Source organism: Streptomyces sp. NPDC003077, assembly GCF_040611095.1.
In the GTDB taxonomy this organism is placed as follows: domain Bacteria; phylum Actinomycetota; class Actinomycetes; order Streptomycetales; family Streptomycetaceae; genus Streptomyces.
In genome coordinates this window covers 65,332-80,368 of sequence record NZ_JBEXNM010000039.1, presented here as the reverse complement: position 1 = coordinate 80,368, position 15,037 = coordinate 65,332, and the positions used below count along the sequence as shown (strand labels likewise).

Annotated in this window: 13 protein-coding genes; 2 read left to right on the top strand and 11 right to left on the bottom strand. The window is 71.3% G+C overall.

The window, feature by feature from the left end; genetic code table 11:
- Window positions 1-160: 160 nt before the first annotated feature.
- Both ABZX96_RS24110 and ABZX96_RS24105 read right to left on the bottom strand, forming a co-directional pair.
- Complete coding sequence (locus ABZX96_RS24110) at window positions 161-391, bottom strand: hypothetical protein (RefSeq protein ID WP_355547992.1); 231 nt, start codon at window positions 389-391, stop codon at window positions 161-163.
- Between the two features lie 107 nt (window positions 392-498).
- Complete coding sequence (locus ABZX96_RS24105; RefSeq protein WP_355547989.1) at window positions 499-1,506, bottom strand: stage II sporulation protein M; 1,008 nt, start codon at window positions 1,504-1,506, stop codon at window positions 499-501.
- Window positions 1,507-1,611: 105 nt separating this feature from the next.
- Here ABZX96_RS24105 and ABZX96_RS24100 point away from each other — a divergent pair, with 105 nt between their 5' ends.
- Window positions 1,612-2,682: an RDD family protein gene (locus ABZX96_RS24100; RefSeq protein ID WP_355547986.1), complete on the top strand. Its 1,071-nt coding sequence runs from the start codon at window positions 1,612-1,614 to the stop codon at window positions 2,680-2,682.
- Window positions 2,683-2,862: 180 nt separating this feature from the next.
- Here ABZX96_RS24100 and ABZX96_RS24095 read toward each other — a convergent pair whose 3' ends face one another.
- From ABZX96_RS24095 to ABZX96_RS24055, 9 genes are all read right to left on the bottom strand, one after another.
- A complete protein-coding gene (locus tag ABZX96_RS24095) occupies window positions 2,863-3,477 on the bottom strand; it encodes a hypothetical protein (RefSeq protein ID WP_355547983.1) in 615 nt (204 codons plus the stop codon).
- 92 nt (window positions 3,478-3,569) lie between these two features.
- Window positions 3,570-5,027, bottom strand: coding sequence for an adenosylhomocysteinase (gene ahcY / locus ABZX96_RS24090; RefSeq protein WP_355547980.1), 1,458 nt, complete (start codon window positions 5,025-5,027; stop codon window positions 3,570-3,572).
- A gap of 650 nt (window positions 5,028-5,677) precedes the next feature.
- Window positions 5,678-6,637, bottom strand: coding sequence for a cation diffusion facilitator family transporter (locus ABZX96_RS24085; RefSeq protein WP_355547977.1), 960 nt, complete (start codon window positions 6,635-6,637; stop codon window positions 5,678-5,680).
- 166 nt (window positions 6,638-6,803) lie between these two features.
- On the bottom strand, window positions 6,804-8,060 hold the full coding sequence (manA, locus tag ABZX96_RS24080) for a mannose-6-phosphate isomerase, class I (RefSeq protein ID WP_355547975.1): 1,257 nt from the start codon (window positions 8,058-8,060) through the stop codon (window positions 6,804-6,806).
- Window positions 8,061-8,251: 191 nt separating this feature from the next.
- The gene (locus tag ABZX96_RS24075) at window positions 8,252-9,403 is read right to left on the bottom strand and encodes an SIS domain-containing protein (RefSeq protein WP_355547972.1); all 1,152 of its coding nucleotides are present in this window, start codon (window positions 9,401-9,403) and stop codon (window positions 8,252-8,254) included.
- An 82-nt stretch (window positions 9,404-9,485) separates the two neighbouring features.
- Window positions 9,486-9,668, bottom strand: coding sequence for a Trm112 family protein (locus tag ABZX96_RS24070; protein ID WP_355547969.1), 183 nt, complete (start codon window positions 9,666-9,668; stop codon window positions 9,486-9,488).
- Between the two features lie 408 nt (window positions 9,669-10,076).
- Window positions 10,077-11,435, bottom strand: a complete 1,359-nt coding sequence (locus ABZX96_RS24065; protein WP_355547966.1) for a phosphomannomutase/phosphoglucomutase — start codon at window positions 11,433-11,435, stop codon at window positions 10,077-10,079.
- Window positions 11,436-11,786: 351 nt separating this feature from the next.
- Window positions 11,787-13,421: a lactate permease LctP family transporter gene (locus ABZX96_RS24060; protein ID WP_355547963.1), complete on the bottom strand. Its 1,635-nt coding sequence runs from the start codon at window positions 13,419-13,421 to the stop codon at window positions 11,787-11,789.
- A gap of 408 nt (window positions 13,422-13,829) precedes the next feature.
- Window positions 13,830-14,273, bottom strand: coding sequence for a DUF3499 domain-containing protein (locus ABZX96_RS24055; RefSeq protein WP_355547960.1), 444 nt, complete (start codon window positions 14,271-14,273; stop codon window positions 13,830-13,832).
- 271 nt (window positions 14,274-14,544) lie between these two features.
- On the opposite strand from ABZX96_RS24055, the gene ABZX96_RS24050 reads away from it, so the two are divergent.
- On the top strand, window positions 14,545-15,003 hold the full coding sequence (locus tag ABZX96_RS24050) for a metallopeptidase family protein (RefSeq protein WP_355547957.1): 459 nt from the start codon (window positions 14,545-14,547) through the stop codon (window positions 15,001-15,003).
- Window positions 15,004-15,037 lie beyond the last annotated feature (34 nt).

Below are 15,037 nucleotides of genomic sequence, written 5' to 3'. Positions count from 1 at the left end.
AAGGAACGGACGCTTCCTTCGATCCCGTCTCACCGGGTTCTCGGGGCGCTTCCCTTCGGTCTTGCGTTTCCGACTCTATCAGATCCTCGCGGCCCCGATTTTCGCCGGTTCGCGGTCCGGGCGGGCCTTTCAGCCGCCTTTCTCGCGGTTTCCGACTTTATCATATCTCTTTTCGTTCTTCCCGCTCCTCGGCTTGCGAGTTACGGTCGTCCGAATCGAAAACTGATCCCCAGTCGGAGGGGGTTTCCCTTTGCCTTTCGGCTTTTCCGATCTTAGCAGAAGTCTCGGCAATCGAACTGATCGACTTGACGTTTCTGCCGACGATGCGGAAATGCTCCACCGAGAATAATTCCCGGCGGCGCAAAGGAGACAGTATCTTCAGCTTCGACAACTTTTCCAGTTGTCGGCAACTGCTCGAATCTACCTCCCCGGCCACCCCGTGTCAACGGGTTTGCCGTTCGAGCAAGAGATTAGCAGCTCAGTGGGGGTGCACGCACATCAGGCGGCGGTCGGAATCACAGCGTCGCGGTCAGCCGTGTCGATATCGCCAGTGTCACCGGTGCGGGTGGCACGGCGGCCGAGCACGTACACGTACGCGAGAAATGCCAGTTCAGCAGCGACCCCGATGGCTATACGAGCCCAGGTCGGCAAGCCCGACGGGGTGACAAAACCTTCGATCGCGCCCGACACGAAGAGCACGAGGGCCAGCCCCATGGCGACGCCCAGGGCGGTGCGGCCCTCTTGGGCCAGGGCTGCTCGCCTGGTTCTGGGCCCAGGGTCGATGACCGTCCATCCGAGGCGCAGGCCCACCCCCGCGGCGACGAAGACCGCCGTCAGCTCCAGGAGGCCGTGCGGGATGAGCAGTCCGAGGAAGGTGTCCAGACGGTTGGCCGAGGACATCAGGCCGAGGCCGAGACCGATGTTGAGCAGGTTCTGGAAGAGGACCCAGAGGACGGGAATGCCGAGGAAGGCACCGAGGACGAGGCAGAGGGCGACGGCCTGCGCGTTGTTCGTCCACACCTGGGCGGCGAAAGAGGCCGCCGGATGGCTGGAGTAGTAGGTCTCGTACTCACCGCCGGGGCGGGTCATTTCCCGTATCTGCTCCGGCGCGGCAATGGCTGCCTGGACTTCCGGGTTGTTGGCGACCCACACGGCGATCAGGGCTGCGACCGCCGTGGAGATCAGCGCGGTCGGTATCCACCAGTACCGCAGGCGGTAGACCGCGGCGGGGAAAGAAACGGTGAAGAAGCGGGCCGTGTCGCGCCAGGAGGCCTTGCGCGCACTGGTGACCTTGCTCCGGGCACGCGCCACCAGGGAGGTGAGCCGCGTGATCAGTGCGGGGTCCGGAAGGCTGGACTGGAGGAGAGACAGGTGCGTGGTGGTGCGCTGGTAGAGGACGACCAGTTCGTCGGCTTCGGAGCCGGACAGGCGGCGCTTGCGTCGTACCAGTTCTTCGAGACGGTTCCATTCCTGGTGGTGAGCCGTAACGAAGACATCGAGGTCCATGGGGTCGCTCCTCGCGGCGCCGTCCGGTAGGTGGAAAGTCAGCTTGGCAGACTGGTCGTGTCCGCATGGGAGCGGGCGGGCTCCAGGACGAGGAGGGCAGCGGACGTGAACGAGCTGGTGACGGGCGAGGCAGTGGTGCTGGGCCTACGGCCGGCCAGGTTGCCGAGCAGGGCGCTGGCCGTCCTCATCGATCTGGTGGTGGCGTCGGCCGCCTATGTAGCGGTGTCGCTGTTGCTGCTGAGTGCTGCCGGGTCGATGGACGAGGCGGCGCTGGCGGCCATATCGGTGGCGACGTTCGTCCTGCTGCTGGTCGGTGTGCCGATCGCGGTCGAGACGCTGAGCCACGGGCGATCGCTGGGCAAGCTGGCCTGCGGGCTGCGTGTGGTCCGAGAGGACGGCGGTCCGATCCGGTTTCGGCACGCGCTCGTACGGGGTGCGATGGGGGCCATCGAGACGGTGATGACGATGGGCGTCGTGGCCTGCATCGCCTCCTTGGTGTCGGCGCGGGGTCGGCGGCTCGGGGACGTCTTCGCCGGCACTTTGGTCATTCGGGAACGGGTGCCGGTCCCGCAGGGAGGGCTCGCGCTGCCGCCGCCTCCGCCGTGGCTCGCGGCCGAGGTCGGAGGGCTGGATCTGTCCCGGGTGCCTGACGGGTGGTGGCTGACCGTCCGGCAGTATTTGGCGCGTTTGGGGCAGCTCGACCCGGCGGTCGGTGGGGCGATGGCGCTGCGGCTGGTCGGGGATCTGGCCGGATGGACCGGTACGGCCGCGCCGCGGGGCGTGGATCCGACGTTCTATCTCGTGGCGGTGACGAGCGAGCGTCAGGCACGCGAGGCACGGCGGGCTTTCGGAGCACCGGGGAGCGTTCCCGGGGGTGGTGGAACGCCCGGTTCCTGGGGATCGGTCCCGGGAGCGGTACCTGGCTCGGCCGGTGGCGCCGTTGGTGCGCCGTTCACCACGGGGGCGATGGGTCAGCCCCTGCCTGGGTGGCCGTCTCCCTCTCCCGGACAGGCGCCGGTGGCGGATGGAGCAGGGCGCGGGGGCGGCCGGCAGGCTGAGCCCGGCGGGGAACGAGCACCGGTCCCCGCGGCGCCGCCGGTCGCCGGACACCCGGCGGAGCGCCAGGGGGCAGAGCAGCAAGAACAACGCCGTACCGGGTTCGCACCGCCCGCGTGAAGGCCGTGGCGCCGACTGGTGGGCGCCAGCCGGCCGGAACGGGTGGATGAGCACGCCACCGCCGACGTGAAGGCCTCGTTCCCGGTGGTTTCCGTCCGATCGCTCAAGGTCGTCCGGACCGGCTCGGCCGGGGAAGTGCCGACCGGGACGAGGTCGGCCGGGGTGGAGCGCTCGGCTCCGTCATGCGAAACGTGACGGCGGCGATTCCAGGTCTTCGAGCTCGATGCCGGGGGCGGACAGGACGACGTCGCCGGCGAGGTGCACGGCGTGCTGTTCGCCCGTCTCCAGGTCGTTGACCTGGTATTCGTCCGCGATGAGCGGGCCGTTGTCAGTGGTGTGTGCTGTGCTGTTCAGCAAGGTCCAGGACTGGTCCAGCGTGCGGGGGGCGAGGACGGGGGGTGCGAAGGCCACCAGGCGGGTGCGGACGGCTCCGGAGCCGGCGGCGGGGCGCAGCAGGCGCGCGGTGGCGACGAGGAACGCGGGGGAGGCGCCGGTGAAGGCGTGGGCGGCGGCGTTGCCTTCGGTGGCGTGCGCGCCGGTCGGATCGGTACGGACCCATGTGACGCCATCCATCGCGGCGCCGCGGACCCGCCACGCCGAGGCATGGAGTTCGAGGCGGAGGGGGCGCCCGAGGGTGTCGAGGGTGAGGTCGACGGAACCGGCGGGATCGCCGGAGGGGGTGGTGAGCTGGGAGACGTAACGCCAGCCGGTCGGGCCGGTGGCGCAGTGGAAGTGCTCTTCGCCGAGGGGGGTGTGATCGTGCGGGTCGTGCAGGGAGTAACGGCCGCGGGGCATGGGCGTCCTTGTCGGGGGCCGGTACGGGCCAGGCCCCCGCCGGGGTGGGCGGGGGCCTGGGTCACCGGCTGCCGGTGGGGCTCAGGGCAGGGTCAGTAGCGGTAGTGGTCGGGCTTGTACGGGCCTTCGACCTCGACGCCGATGTACGCCGCCTGCTCGGGGCGCAGGGTCGTGAGCTTCACGCCCAGCGCGTCGAGGTGGAGGCGGGCGACCTTCTCGTCGAGGTGCTTGGGCAGCACGTAGACGTCGGTCGGGTACTCCTCGGGCTTGGTGAACAGCTCGATCTGGGCCAGGGTCTGGTCCGCGAAGGAGTTGGACATCACGAAGGACGGGTGGCCGGTGGCGTTGCCCAGGTTGAGCAGGCGGCCCTCGGACAGCACGATCAGGACCTTGCCGTCCGGGAACGTCCAGGTGTGGACCTGCGGCTTGACCTCGTCCTTGACGATGCCCTCGATGGCGGCGAGGCCGGCCATGTCGATCTCGTTGTCGAAGTGGCCGATGTTGCCGACGATGGCCTGGTGCTTCATCTTGGCCATGTCGGAGGCCATGATGATGTCCCGGTTGCCCGTGGTGGTGACGAAGATGTCGGCGGTCTCCACGACCTCGTCCAGGGTCGTGACCTGGAAGCCGTCCATCGCCGCCTGCAGCGCGCAGATCGGGTCGATCTCGGTGACGATGACACGGGCGCCCTGGCCGCGCAGCGACTCCGCGCATCCCTTGCCCACGTCGCCGTAGCCGCAGACGACGGCGGTCTTGCCGCCGATCAGCACGTCGGTGGCGCGGTTGATGCCGTCGATCAGGGAGTGGCGGCAGCCGTACTTGTTGTCGAACTTGGACTTCGTCACGGCGTCGTTCACGTTGATCGCCGGGAAGAGGAGCTGGCCGTCGCGCTGCATCTCGTACAGGCGGTGGACACCGGTGGTGGTCTCCTCGGTCACGCCGCGGATTTCCGAGGCGAGACGGGTCCACTTCTTCGGCGACTCGGCGAAGGTGCGGTTCAGGAGCTCCAGGATCGCGCGGTGCTCCTCGTTCTCCGCGGTCTCCACGGCCGGGACCTTGCCGGCCTTCTCGTACTCGACGCCCTTGTGCACCAGGAGGGTGGCGTCACCGCCGTCGTCCAGGATCATGTTCGGGCCGCCGGTGGGCGAGTTCGGCCAGGTCAGCGCCTGCTCCGTGCACCACCAGTACTCCTCCAGGGTCTCGCCCTTCCAGGCGAAGACCGGGACGCCCTGGGGGTTGTCCGGGGTGCCGTCGGGGCCGACCGCGATGGCGGCGGCGGCGTGGTCCTGGGTGGAGAAGATGTTGCAGGACGCCCAGCGGACCTCGGCGCCGAGGGCGACCAGGGTCTCGATCAGGACGGCGGTCTGCACGGTCATGTGCAGGGAGCCGGTGACGCGGGCGCCGGCGAGCGGCTGGGAGGCGGCGTACTCCTTGCGGATCGCCATCAGGCCGGGCATCTCGTGCTCGGCGAGGGTGATCTCCTTGCGGCCGAAGGCGGCGAGGGACAGGTCGGCGACCTTGAAATCCTGGCCGTTGGCAAGTGTGGTCATGCGGGGCTGCTCCTCGAACGTCGAGGTGGATTCGTCTGGCAGTCTGCGGCGCGGGCAGGTGGGAACGCACGCCATGCGCACACACTTCTCCCCTGGCCGCAGCGCAGTCCGTCGGAGGCCCTCTCTCCCTCGGCACGGTCCGCGGTGCGGGCCGACCGACCGCCATCAGCAGCGACGTCTGGCACTGTCATCGAATCTACACCGGGCGACCCGGTGAACCCCAGCCCATAGGGAGAAGCCGCGGGCACCCGGGCTCCGACGGCGTGTGGACGTTTCGACCTGTTATGGCGCGCGACGTGCGAGGACGGGGGTGAAGGACGTTCCCGGGCAGGTGCGCGATCTCACGCGGATCGTGGTGCGCGTGTCCTTGAACGGCATGCGCGCGGGTCTCGTACACGCTCTTGCGCGAGCGGTGAGGCGCTTCGTGCGCGAGAACCGGCAGGGACCCCGCGCACGGAAACGCGCGGGGGCTCCCTCATTGCTGTCGGCCGGGCACCGACCGCGGGTGGTCACCGTGCTCGGAGGTGCCCGCCGAGCCGGCGTGCTCGTACGCAGGCGCATACGGGTACGGAAAAGGCCCGTCCCCGTGCCGAAGGCGCAACGCACGGGTTCGGGCCTTCCGACGCGGCCGGCGGCCGGCCGGTGGTGGGTCAGTGGCCGCTCGGCGCCTGCGTCGGGGTGGCGTCCTTGGTGGTGGCCGGCTCGCGGTAGATGTCGGGCTCCAGGTAGATCACCCGGGCGATCGGCACCGCCGCGCGGATGCGCTCCTCGGCCGCGTCGATGGCTTCGGCGACCTGCTTGGCGGTGTCGTCGTGCTGGACCGCGACCTTGGCGGCGACCAGCAGTTCCTCCGGGCCGAGGTGCAGCGTGCGCATGTGGATGACGCGGGTGACCGTGTCGCCGTCCACCACGGCCGCACGGATCTTGGCGACCTGATCCGGGCCCGCGGCCTCGCCCAGGAGGAGGGACTTGGTCTCGGCGGCCAGGACCAGGGCGATCAGGACGAGGAGTGCACCGATGCACATGGTGCCGATGCCGTCCCAGATGCCGTTGCCGGTGGCGAGCGTCAGGCCGACGCCGGCCAGCGCGAGGACGAGGCCGACGAGCGCGCCGAAGTCCTCCAGCAGTACGACCGGGAGCTCGGGCGCCTTGGCGCGGCGCACGAACTGCGCCCAGCTCTGCTTCCCGCGCAGCTCGTTGGATTCCTTGATGGCGGTACGGAAGGAGAAACCCTCGGCCAGGATGGCGAAGACCAGGACGCCGACCGGCCAGTACCAGTGCTCCAGCTCGTGCGGCTCCTTGATCTTCTCGTAGCCCTCGTAGAGCGCGAAGACGCCGCCGATGGTGAACAGGACGATGGAGACGAGGAAGCCGTAGATGTAGCGCTCGCGTCCGTACCCGAAGGGGTGTTCCTCAGTGGCGGCGCGCTTGGCCTTCTTGCCGCCGAGCAGCAGGAGCCCCTGGTTGCCCGAGTCGGCGATGGAGTGCACGCCCTCGGCCAGCATCGAGGACGAACCGCTGAAGGCGAAGGCCACGAATTTCGCCACGGCGATGGCCAGGTTGGCGCCCAGCGCCGCGACAATCGCCTTCGTCCCGCCTGATGCGCTCATGAGTGCCGCGTGTCCTTCCGTCGACCGGGCTTTACCGCCCCTTTAACAGCATGCGGCGGTCATTGTTGCAGCCCGGTCGGCGGGGGCGGGGCGTGAGGCCACCGTCGTGTCCGCCGCGCCGCGCGCCTCACATCGTCCCGTAAGGCCCGTTCCTGCCAGTAGCCGCCTACGCGTCTGCCGGTCGGGGCGCCACCGTCGCGCGGAAGACCGTGCCCGCCCCGGAGAGCGCCACCCGCTCCCCCGCACGCACGAAGGCCGACTCGCCCGGGGCGAGCCGCAGCTCCTCGCCCGCCTGGTCGCGCAGCAGGGCGTGGCCGGCGGCGCAGAGCAGGATCTGCGGCGTGCGCGCGTCGAGCGGGACGGGATCGGCGGCCATAGGGGCGGCAGGGCCGGCACCGTGCCCCAGGACGTACCGGGAGAGCCGGAACTCGTCGATGGGCGTCGGATAGACCTCTTCGGGCGTGGCTTCCCCCGTGCTCCCGCGCGCCTCCGGGCGGAGCACGCCCGCGTCGCGCGCCTGAAAGCGGACCACGCGCAGCAGCTCCGGGACGTCGACGTGCTTCGGTGTCAGGCCGCAGCGCAGCACGTTGTCGGAATTGGCCATCAGTTCGACACCCAGGCCACTGAGGTAGGCGTGCGGGATCCCCGCGCCGAGGAAGAGGGCCTCGCCGGGGGCCAGGCGTACGTGGTTGAGGAGCAGGGCCGCGATGACACCGGGGTCACCGGGGTAGTGCTCGGCGATGGCCGCACAGGCGGCGTACGCGTCCGCGAACGGCCCGGTGGCGTCCGTGCCCGCCCGACGGGCCGCCGCGGCCACCTGGGAGACCGTCTCGGTCGTCGCGGCACGGTCCGCGCTCAGAATGGCGGTGAGCACCTCCCTCAGGGCGTCCTCCTCCGGCGCGGCGCGCAGGACATCGGCGTACGGCTTGAGGGCGGCGACATCCAGGCCCTCCAAGAGGGCCGCGGTCTCGGCCGGGCGGCGGAAGCCGCACAGCCCCTCGAAGGGAGTGAGGGCGCAGAGCAGCTCGGGCTTGTGGTGCGGGTCCTTGTAGTTGCGGTGCGGGGCGTCGACGGGTATGCTGCGCCGCTCCTCGTCCGCGAACCCTTCCTGGGCCTGTGTCCGGTCCGGATGCACCTGAAGGGACAGCGGGGAGCCGGCCGCCAGCAGTTTGAGCAGGAACGGAAGGTGCGGGCCGAAGGCGCGTACGGAGTCGGCGCCCAGCTCGCCTTCAGGATCGGCGGCGATCACCTCGGCCAGGGACACCGGACCCGCGCCGCGGTCGACGCGGGACGGGGCTCCAGGGTGGGCCCCCATCCACAGTTCGGCCTGCGGTGCGCCGGTCGGCTCCACGCCGAGCAGCTCGGGGAGGGCGGTGGTGGAGCCCCAGGCATAGGGGCGCACGGTGTTCGCGAGGCGGTCCATGAGGGTGGTGGTCCTTCGTCCGTCGTACTCGGGAGCGTGCGGGTGGACGGGGCGGTCCCTGCGGCGCCGCGCACCCGTAGGGGTGCCGCTGCTCCTCGTATGCGCAGGACGTTACGTCGTCGCCCTCTGGCGCACCGGGGCCACCCTCGGCGCGTCAGAGTGCGGCGCGACGTTCCGTGCCGCCCCTGGGGTCATGGTGCGCCGGTGTCGGCGAGCGCCAGGTAAACGGCGGCGAAATCCGAGGTGGCGAGCAGTTCGGCGGCGTCGTGCAGGGAACCGCCGCCCTCCGGATGGGCCGGCTGGAGTTCGCTGACGGGAACGTCGCGGGCGGCGGCGAACTCCCGCACGGCGGGGGCCGCGGAGAGCGGTCCCGCCTCCTCCTTCCGGAGAAGCACGATGCGGGCGCGCAAGGACCCGGGGTCCTCGACGCGGTCGCGGAAGAAGTCGTCCGGGTCCGAGGGGGCGGCCAGGGCACCGGCGAGCAGCGTCGTGTGCAGGCTGATGGCCTCGGGCAACTCGGCGGGCAGCGCCGGACGGCCGGCCAGGCTCGCCAGGGCGGTCGCGAAATGGCGGCCGACCGCACCGGAGACGGCGCCTTCGGTCCAGATCAGCGGCAGTGCCTCGGCGAGTTCGGCGGCCAGCGTCTTGGCCGGATTGGAGTAGGTGGCGATGGCGGGGCCGCACCGCTCGGCGACCTCGTCGAGGCGGTCGGCGAGCCGGTCCAGCGCGTCCGGCGGAGCGCTGAGCAGACCGATCCGGTCGGCGAGCGCGAGCAACGGGGTCAGCAGCGACCAGAGGGTGCCGGGAGCGGCGGGCGGCGCGCCTTCCACGTCGAATTCCGCGTCGTAGGACGTGGTGGCCAGCGGCACGGCCAGGCCGCGCGCCTGTACGACGGCGTCGGCCAACGGCGAGTCGGCGGGCGTGACGCCCACGACCACGCAGCCGCGGCGGTAGGCCTGCTCGACCAGTTCCGCCAGGCCCGGGTCGGCCCCGTCCGGCCCGGCGATCAGCAGCAGGTCCATCGGGCCCGTCCAGCCGGGCAGCGCCCAGCGCAGCGCGCCGGGGACCGGGGCCACGCCCGCGGGCCTTATCAGGGTGACGGGGTAGCTGCCGCCGCCGAGCGCGCCGAAGAGGTCGGCGACGCAGGCCGCGGCCGGTCCGTGGCCCGCCACCAGGACGGCCCGGGGCCGGCCGTCGGGCCGCAGGCCGGGGATGCCGGCCTCGGTGGCGTTGCGGGCTGCCATACGCACCCGGGCACCCGATTCGGCGACGCCGCGCAACAGCCCGTGGCGGTCGGCGCGGGCCAGCGCCTCGGGAGCGTCGAGGAGGGACTCGTCGAGCATGGTGGGCGCTGCCTCCGATGCCGGTTCGGACGTGCAGGGGCCGGGCTGTCCCCGCGCGGTACGGGCCGGGGACGGGGCCGGGTCAGGAGGGGCGGCGTGCCTCGTCGACGAGGAGTACGGGAATGTCGTCCCGGACGGGGTAGGCGAGGCCGCAGTCCGAGGACGTGCAGACGAGTTCGGCGGGGTCGGCCGACGTCTTGTCCTCCAGCGGGGCGTGGCACGCCGGGCAGGCGAGGATCTCAAGCAGGCTGGCTTCGACCGGCATGGGTTTCCCTTCGGTGGTGACGGCGTCGCCAGCCTACCGCCGGGCCGGATACGCGGCTCCGCCCGGCGAGGCGGGGGTTCCGCCGCAGCCTGTGGACAACGTCCGTCACCCGTTCGTTGTCCACAGGGGTCGCGGCGGCGTCGCGGCTCGCGGGATCTTCGGGCCATGAACCGGAAAATCCACACCACCCGCGCCTCGTCGGCGCCACCCCACCCGCAGCGGCACAGCGTACGCGCGCTGCCGGCTTCGGGCCACGAACCACCGGCCCCGCTCCGTACGGGACTCCCCGCAGGAGGGGAGACACCTCCCCTCCACCCCCGGGGGCGGCAGTGGGCTGCCGGGCCGTCCTTCGTACGGCGACGGCCCCGGCCTCCCACCCGTCTCACACCACCACTGGTGCGGGCCGCCTCACGCCCGGACGATCGCCAGTACCTCGTCCCGGACGCGCTCGACGGTTTCCGCGTCGCGGGCCTCGACGTTCAGACGGAGCAGGGGCTCGGTGTTGGAGGCGCGGAGGTTGAACCACCAGTCGGGAGTCGTGGCCGTCAGACCGTCCAGTTCGTCCAGGACGACCCCTTCGCGTCCCTCGAAGGCGGTCTTGATGGCGGCGAGGCGGTCCGCCTGGTCGGCCACCGTGCTGTTGATCTCCCCGGAGGCCGCGTACCGGTCGTACTGGGCGACGAGCTGGGACAGGGTGCCGTCCTGCTCGCCGAGGGCTGCCAGGACGTGCATCGCGGCCAGCATGCCGGTGTCGGCGTTCCAGAAGTCGCGGAAGTAGTAGTGGGCGGAGTGCTCGCCACCGAAGATGGCGCCGGTCTTGGCCATCTCCCCCTTGATGAAGGAGTGGCCGACCCGGGTGCGGACCGCCGTGCCGCCGTTCTCCTTGACGACCTCGGGCACCGACCACGAGGTGATGCAGTTGTGGATGATCGTGCCGCCCGGGTGCTTGGCCAGTTCGCGGGAGGCGACGAGCGCGGTGATGGCCGAGGGGGAGACCGGGTCGCCGTTCTGGTCCACGACGAAGCAGCGGTCCGCGTCGCCGTCGAAGGCCAGGCCGATGTCCGCGCCCACCTCGCGCACCCGGGCCTGGAGGTCCACGATGTTCTTCGGGTCGAGGGGATTGGCCTCGTGGTGGGGGAACGTTCCGTCCAGCTCGAAGTACAGGGCGTCCAGGTCGATGGGCAGGTTCTCGAAAACGGTCGGAACGGTGTGTCCGCCCATGCCGTTGCCCGCGTCGACGACGACCTTCAGCCGCCGGATGCCGGACAGGTCCACCAGCGAGCGCAGGTGAGCCGCGTAGTCCTTCAGTACGTCGCGCTGCGTGATGGTGCCCGGCTCCGCCACCGGCTCGGGCGCGCCGTCCGCAGACCACCGCTCCACCAGTGCGCGGATCTCTGCCAGGCCGGTGTCCTGACCCACCGGTGCGGCACCCGCGCGGCACATCTTGATGCCGTTGTACTGGGCCGGGTTGTGCGAAGCGGTGAACATCGCGCCGGGGAGGTCCAGCGCGCCGCTGGCGTAATAGAGCTCGTCGGTCGAGCACAGCCCGATCTCGGTCACATCCGCCCCACGCGCCGCCGCGCCGCGTCCGAACGCCCGGGACAGCCCCGGCGACGAGGGCCGCATGTCATGCCCGATCACGATCGCGGACGCGCCGGTGACCTCGGCGAACGCCGCGCCGAACAGTTCGGCCAGCGGCTCGTCCCACTGATCGGGAACCACACCGCGCACGTCGTACGCCTTCACGATCTGCGACAGATCAGCCACAGCCAGCCCTCCTGGAGTCTCTACGGGGTCCCCAACCTACCCGCAGAGCCCGGCCCCGACCCGTGGAGTTCCCTGGTCACGATGGTCGTGCCGAGGTCGTCGCCCTGCCGCGGAAGCTGCGGCCCGGGAGTTCGGACGGCGCGCCTCGGGACACCTCGGAGCCCGTCACCACGACGCGCGGAGGGTTTCCGCGCCGGGCCTGTTGGCACCGCCGCGAGCCGATGCGGTACCTGCCGGCGCGCAGCCGGGCTCCCCGCCACCGCGCCCTCCTCTCCCGTGACGCGACCCTGCTGCCCCGCCCGGTGTCCCGCCAACGATCCTGTCGGCCCCGTTCATCGGCCCGTCCGGTGCCTACGGCAGCATCCAGCCCAGTACGGCCGTGCTCTGCCCGACCACGATCAGGCACATCACCAGCATCAGTGCCAGGCTCCACGGCAGGACCCTCCGCAGGAGGTCCCCCTCCCGGCCGGCGAGCCCGACCGCCGCGCAGGCGATCGTCAGGTTCTGTGGCGAGATCATCTTGCCGAGCACCCCGCCCGAGCTGTTGGCGGCGGCCAGCAGTTCGGGCGGCAGGCCGGACTGCTGGGCCGCGGTCACCTGGAGCGCTCCGAACAGGGCGTTGGCCGAGGTGTCCGATCCGGACACGGCAACTCCGAACCAGCCCAGTACGGGCGACAGGAAGGCCAGCCCGGCCCCTGCCGCGGCCACGAAGTGCCCGATCGTCGCGGCCTGCCCGGAGAGGTTCATGACGTAGGCGAGCGCCAGGACGGAGGTGACGGTTACGATCGCGTACCTCAGTTCGCGCACCGTGGCGGCCCATTCCCGTACGGCCGTACCGGCGCCGACGCCCAGCACCACGGCCGTCAGCAGGCCAGCCAGCAGCACCAGCGTCCCGCCCGTGGCAAGCAGTGGCAGGGAGAAGAGGTTGCCGCCGACCGGTTTGCCGTCCGGGCCCGCGACGTCCAGGAAAGGCCAGTCGAAGGTCCGGGTCGCCCGGGCGAGCAGCTCCTTGACGGGCGGTATCTGGGCGAGCGAGAAGGTCAGGACGATCAGCCCGTAGGGCGCGTAGGCCCGCACGACTTCGCGACGTGGGTCGCGGGCGTCCAGGTCCGCGGTGTCCCGCGGGGTGCCACCGCGCACGCCGGTGAGGACGGCCGCCCGTACCGGCTCGGCCGCGGGCCGGCGGGCCCGGGGCACCGCCACCAGTGCGGCGGCCCCCGCCAGCGCCGCACCGATGTCCGCCAGCTGCGCCGAGACGAAGTTGGCCGCCGCGAACTGGGCCGCCGCGAACGCCGTCCCGCAGGCGAGGGCCGGCGCCCACGTCTCCCGCAGCCCGCGCCGCCCGTCCACCAGGAAGACCAGCAGCAGCGGTACGACGAGCGCCAGCAGCGGCGTCTGCCGCCCCACCACCGAGGCGACGGTGTCCAATGGGAGGCCGGTGACCTGCGCCAGCGTCACCACCGGGCTGCCCATCGCCCCGAAGGCCACCGGCGCGGTGTTGGCGACGAGAGCGAGCACGGCGGCTTTGACGGGTGTGAAGCCGAGCGCCACCAGCATCACCGCGCTGATCGCGACCGGCGCCCCGAAGCCGGCCAGCGCCTCCAGCAGCGCGCCGAAACAGAAGGCGATGACCAGCGCCTGGATGCGCGGGTCCGCCGAGATCCGCGAAAAGGAACGGCGCAGCACATCGAAGTGCCGGGTGCGCACCGTCATCCGGTAGACCCACAGGGCGTTGACGACGATCCACAGGATCGGGAAGAGCCCGAACACCGCTCCCTGGGCGGCGCCGGAAAGCGCCTGCCCCACCGGCATACCGAAACCGAGCCAGGCGGTGGCCAGGGCGACGGCGAGTCCGATCGGCCCGGCGTGATGGGCACGCATCCGTACGGCGCCGAGCAGGACGAGCACTGTGATCAGGGACAGTGCGGCGACGAGAGCGGACAGGACGAGGGAGCCGGCTACGGGTTCGGTGCGCTGGACGAACACTTCTGCCTCCCGGTGAGGGCTGCTCCGTCGTCGATTTCCGATTCCGCGATGCGGAAGCGGATCACGAGGGAGCGGAGGGAGGCATGGTCGTGTCCGCGCCAAGGTCGCGTCAATGGGGCGGACGGTGCCGGGCGGTCACCGGACCGTCGCCGGGTGGACGCGGGGTCAAGGACGAACCCCGGGAAGGCGCGGCCACGGCCTGAAGCACACACGCGCCTCGGCGGGGGAATCGGACGGGCCCGCCCAGGTCCGGGAGTGCGGGCTCAGGAGCACGGCACGGAGGAGGCTTGGTCACGCACGCAAGACGGTGGACACGCCGCCCGGCCGGCCGATGGACGGCCGCTCACCCGCCTGTCGGCGCATCGCACGGCCCCGGACGCGAAGCCGCAGGGCCCCGCAGGCCCTCGCTCAGGATTCCGGCGACCGCAGCACCCGGAGGTGCCCACGCCGGGCGACTTCCATCGGGCCGCCTTCGCGACCGCCCGGCGCCATGGCCTGCGGTCCGCCGCCTCCACCCGCTGCCCGTTCCTGCGGACGTGCCGCCTCGCGCACGGCGTTGGCAAGTGCTTCGAGGTCGTCACCACTGGGGCGGGACGGGCCGGTGTCGGTGGCCAGACGTACGACTTCCCAGCCGCGGGGGGCGGTCAGGCGCTCGGAATGCTCGGCGCACAGGTCGTAGCAGTGTGGTTCGGCGTATGTGGCGAGCGGCCCGAGCACGGCGGTCGAATCCGCGTAGACGTACGTCAGCGTTGCGACGGCGGGACGGCCGCACGCGGTGCGCGAACAGCGACGTACAGGGCTCACGACGTTGGACGGTACCGCACTCTTGAGCGGGCCGCGACGACTCTCCACGACCTCACCCAACCGTGTCGTCCCGGTTCGTCCGGTGCGTCTGACCTGCGCACGCTCGGGTTGTCCGGTCTCGTCACGGTTCCGCCGTCCGGCGCAAGACCAGGAATCCCGTCACCAGTCGATGCAATTCATGTCATTCCTGATGAGATCTGCGGTCTCATGAGTGAGTGCAAACGAACGCAACGGACAACGGACCGGTCACTCGACGACACCGGACGGACCCCGCCGGTTCCCCCTGCCACCCGCTCCGCGGCGGTTACGCTCGATACTGATGGACAGCCCCGTACCGCCCCGTCCGACGGGCCCGCGCCCCCGCCACCGCGATCGCCACGGCCGCGGCATGCGCGGGCCGATCGCGCCTCCTCAGGTACCGCTCTCCGTGAGCCGCGCGGACGCCTTCGTGGACCTCGTGTACGACTCGCGGGACCGCCTGGAGAGGCGGTGGCCGCAACTCGCCGACGTCGACTTCCTGGTGCTGGAGGTGCCGGCGTTCGGCCCGGAGGACAGCGCGGGCTTCGCTCTGGACGAGGACACGGTGCCCTTGGGCCGGCTGCTCCCGGCGGGCGACGGCCACCGCGACCGGATCGCCATCTACCGCCGGCCGATCGAGATCCGGGCCAAGAACCGGGACGAGCGCGCGCTGCTGGTCCACGAGGTGGTCGTGGAGCAGGTCGCGGAATTGCTCGGGCTGTCCCCGGAATCGGTCGACCCTCGGTACGGACAGGACTGAGCCCCGGCTTCGCTGAGAGTGCGTGCCCCCGGTG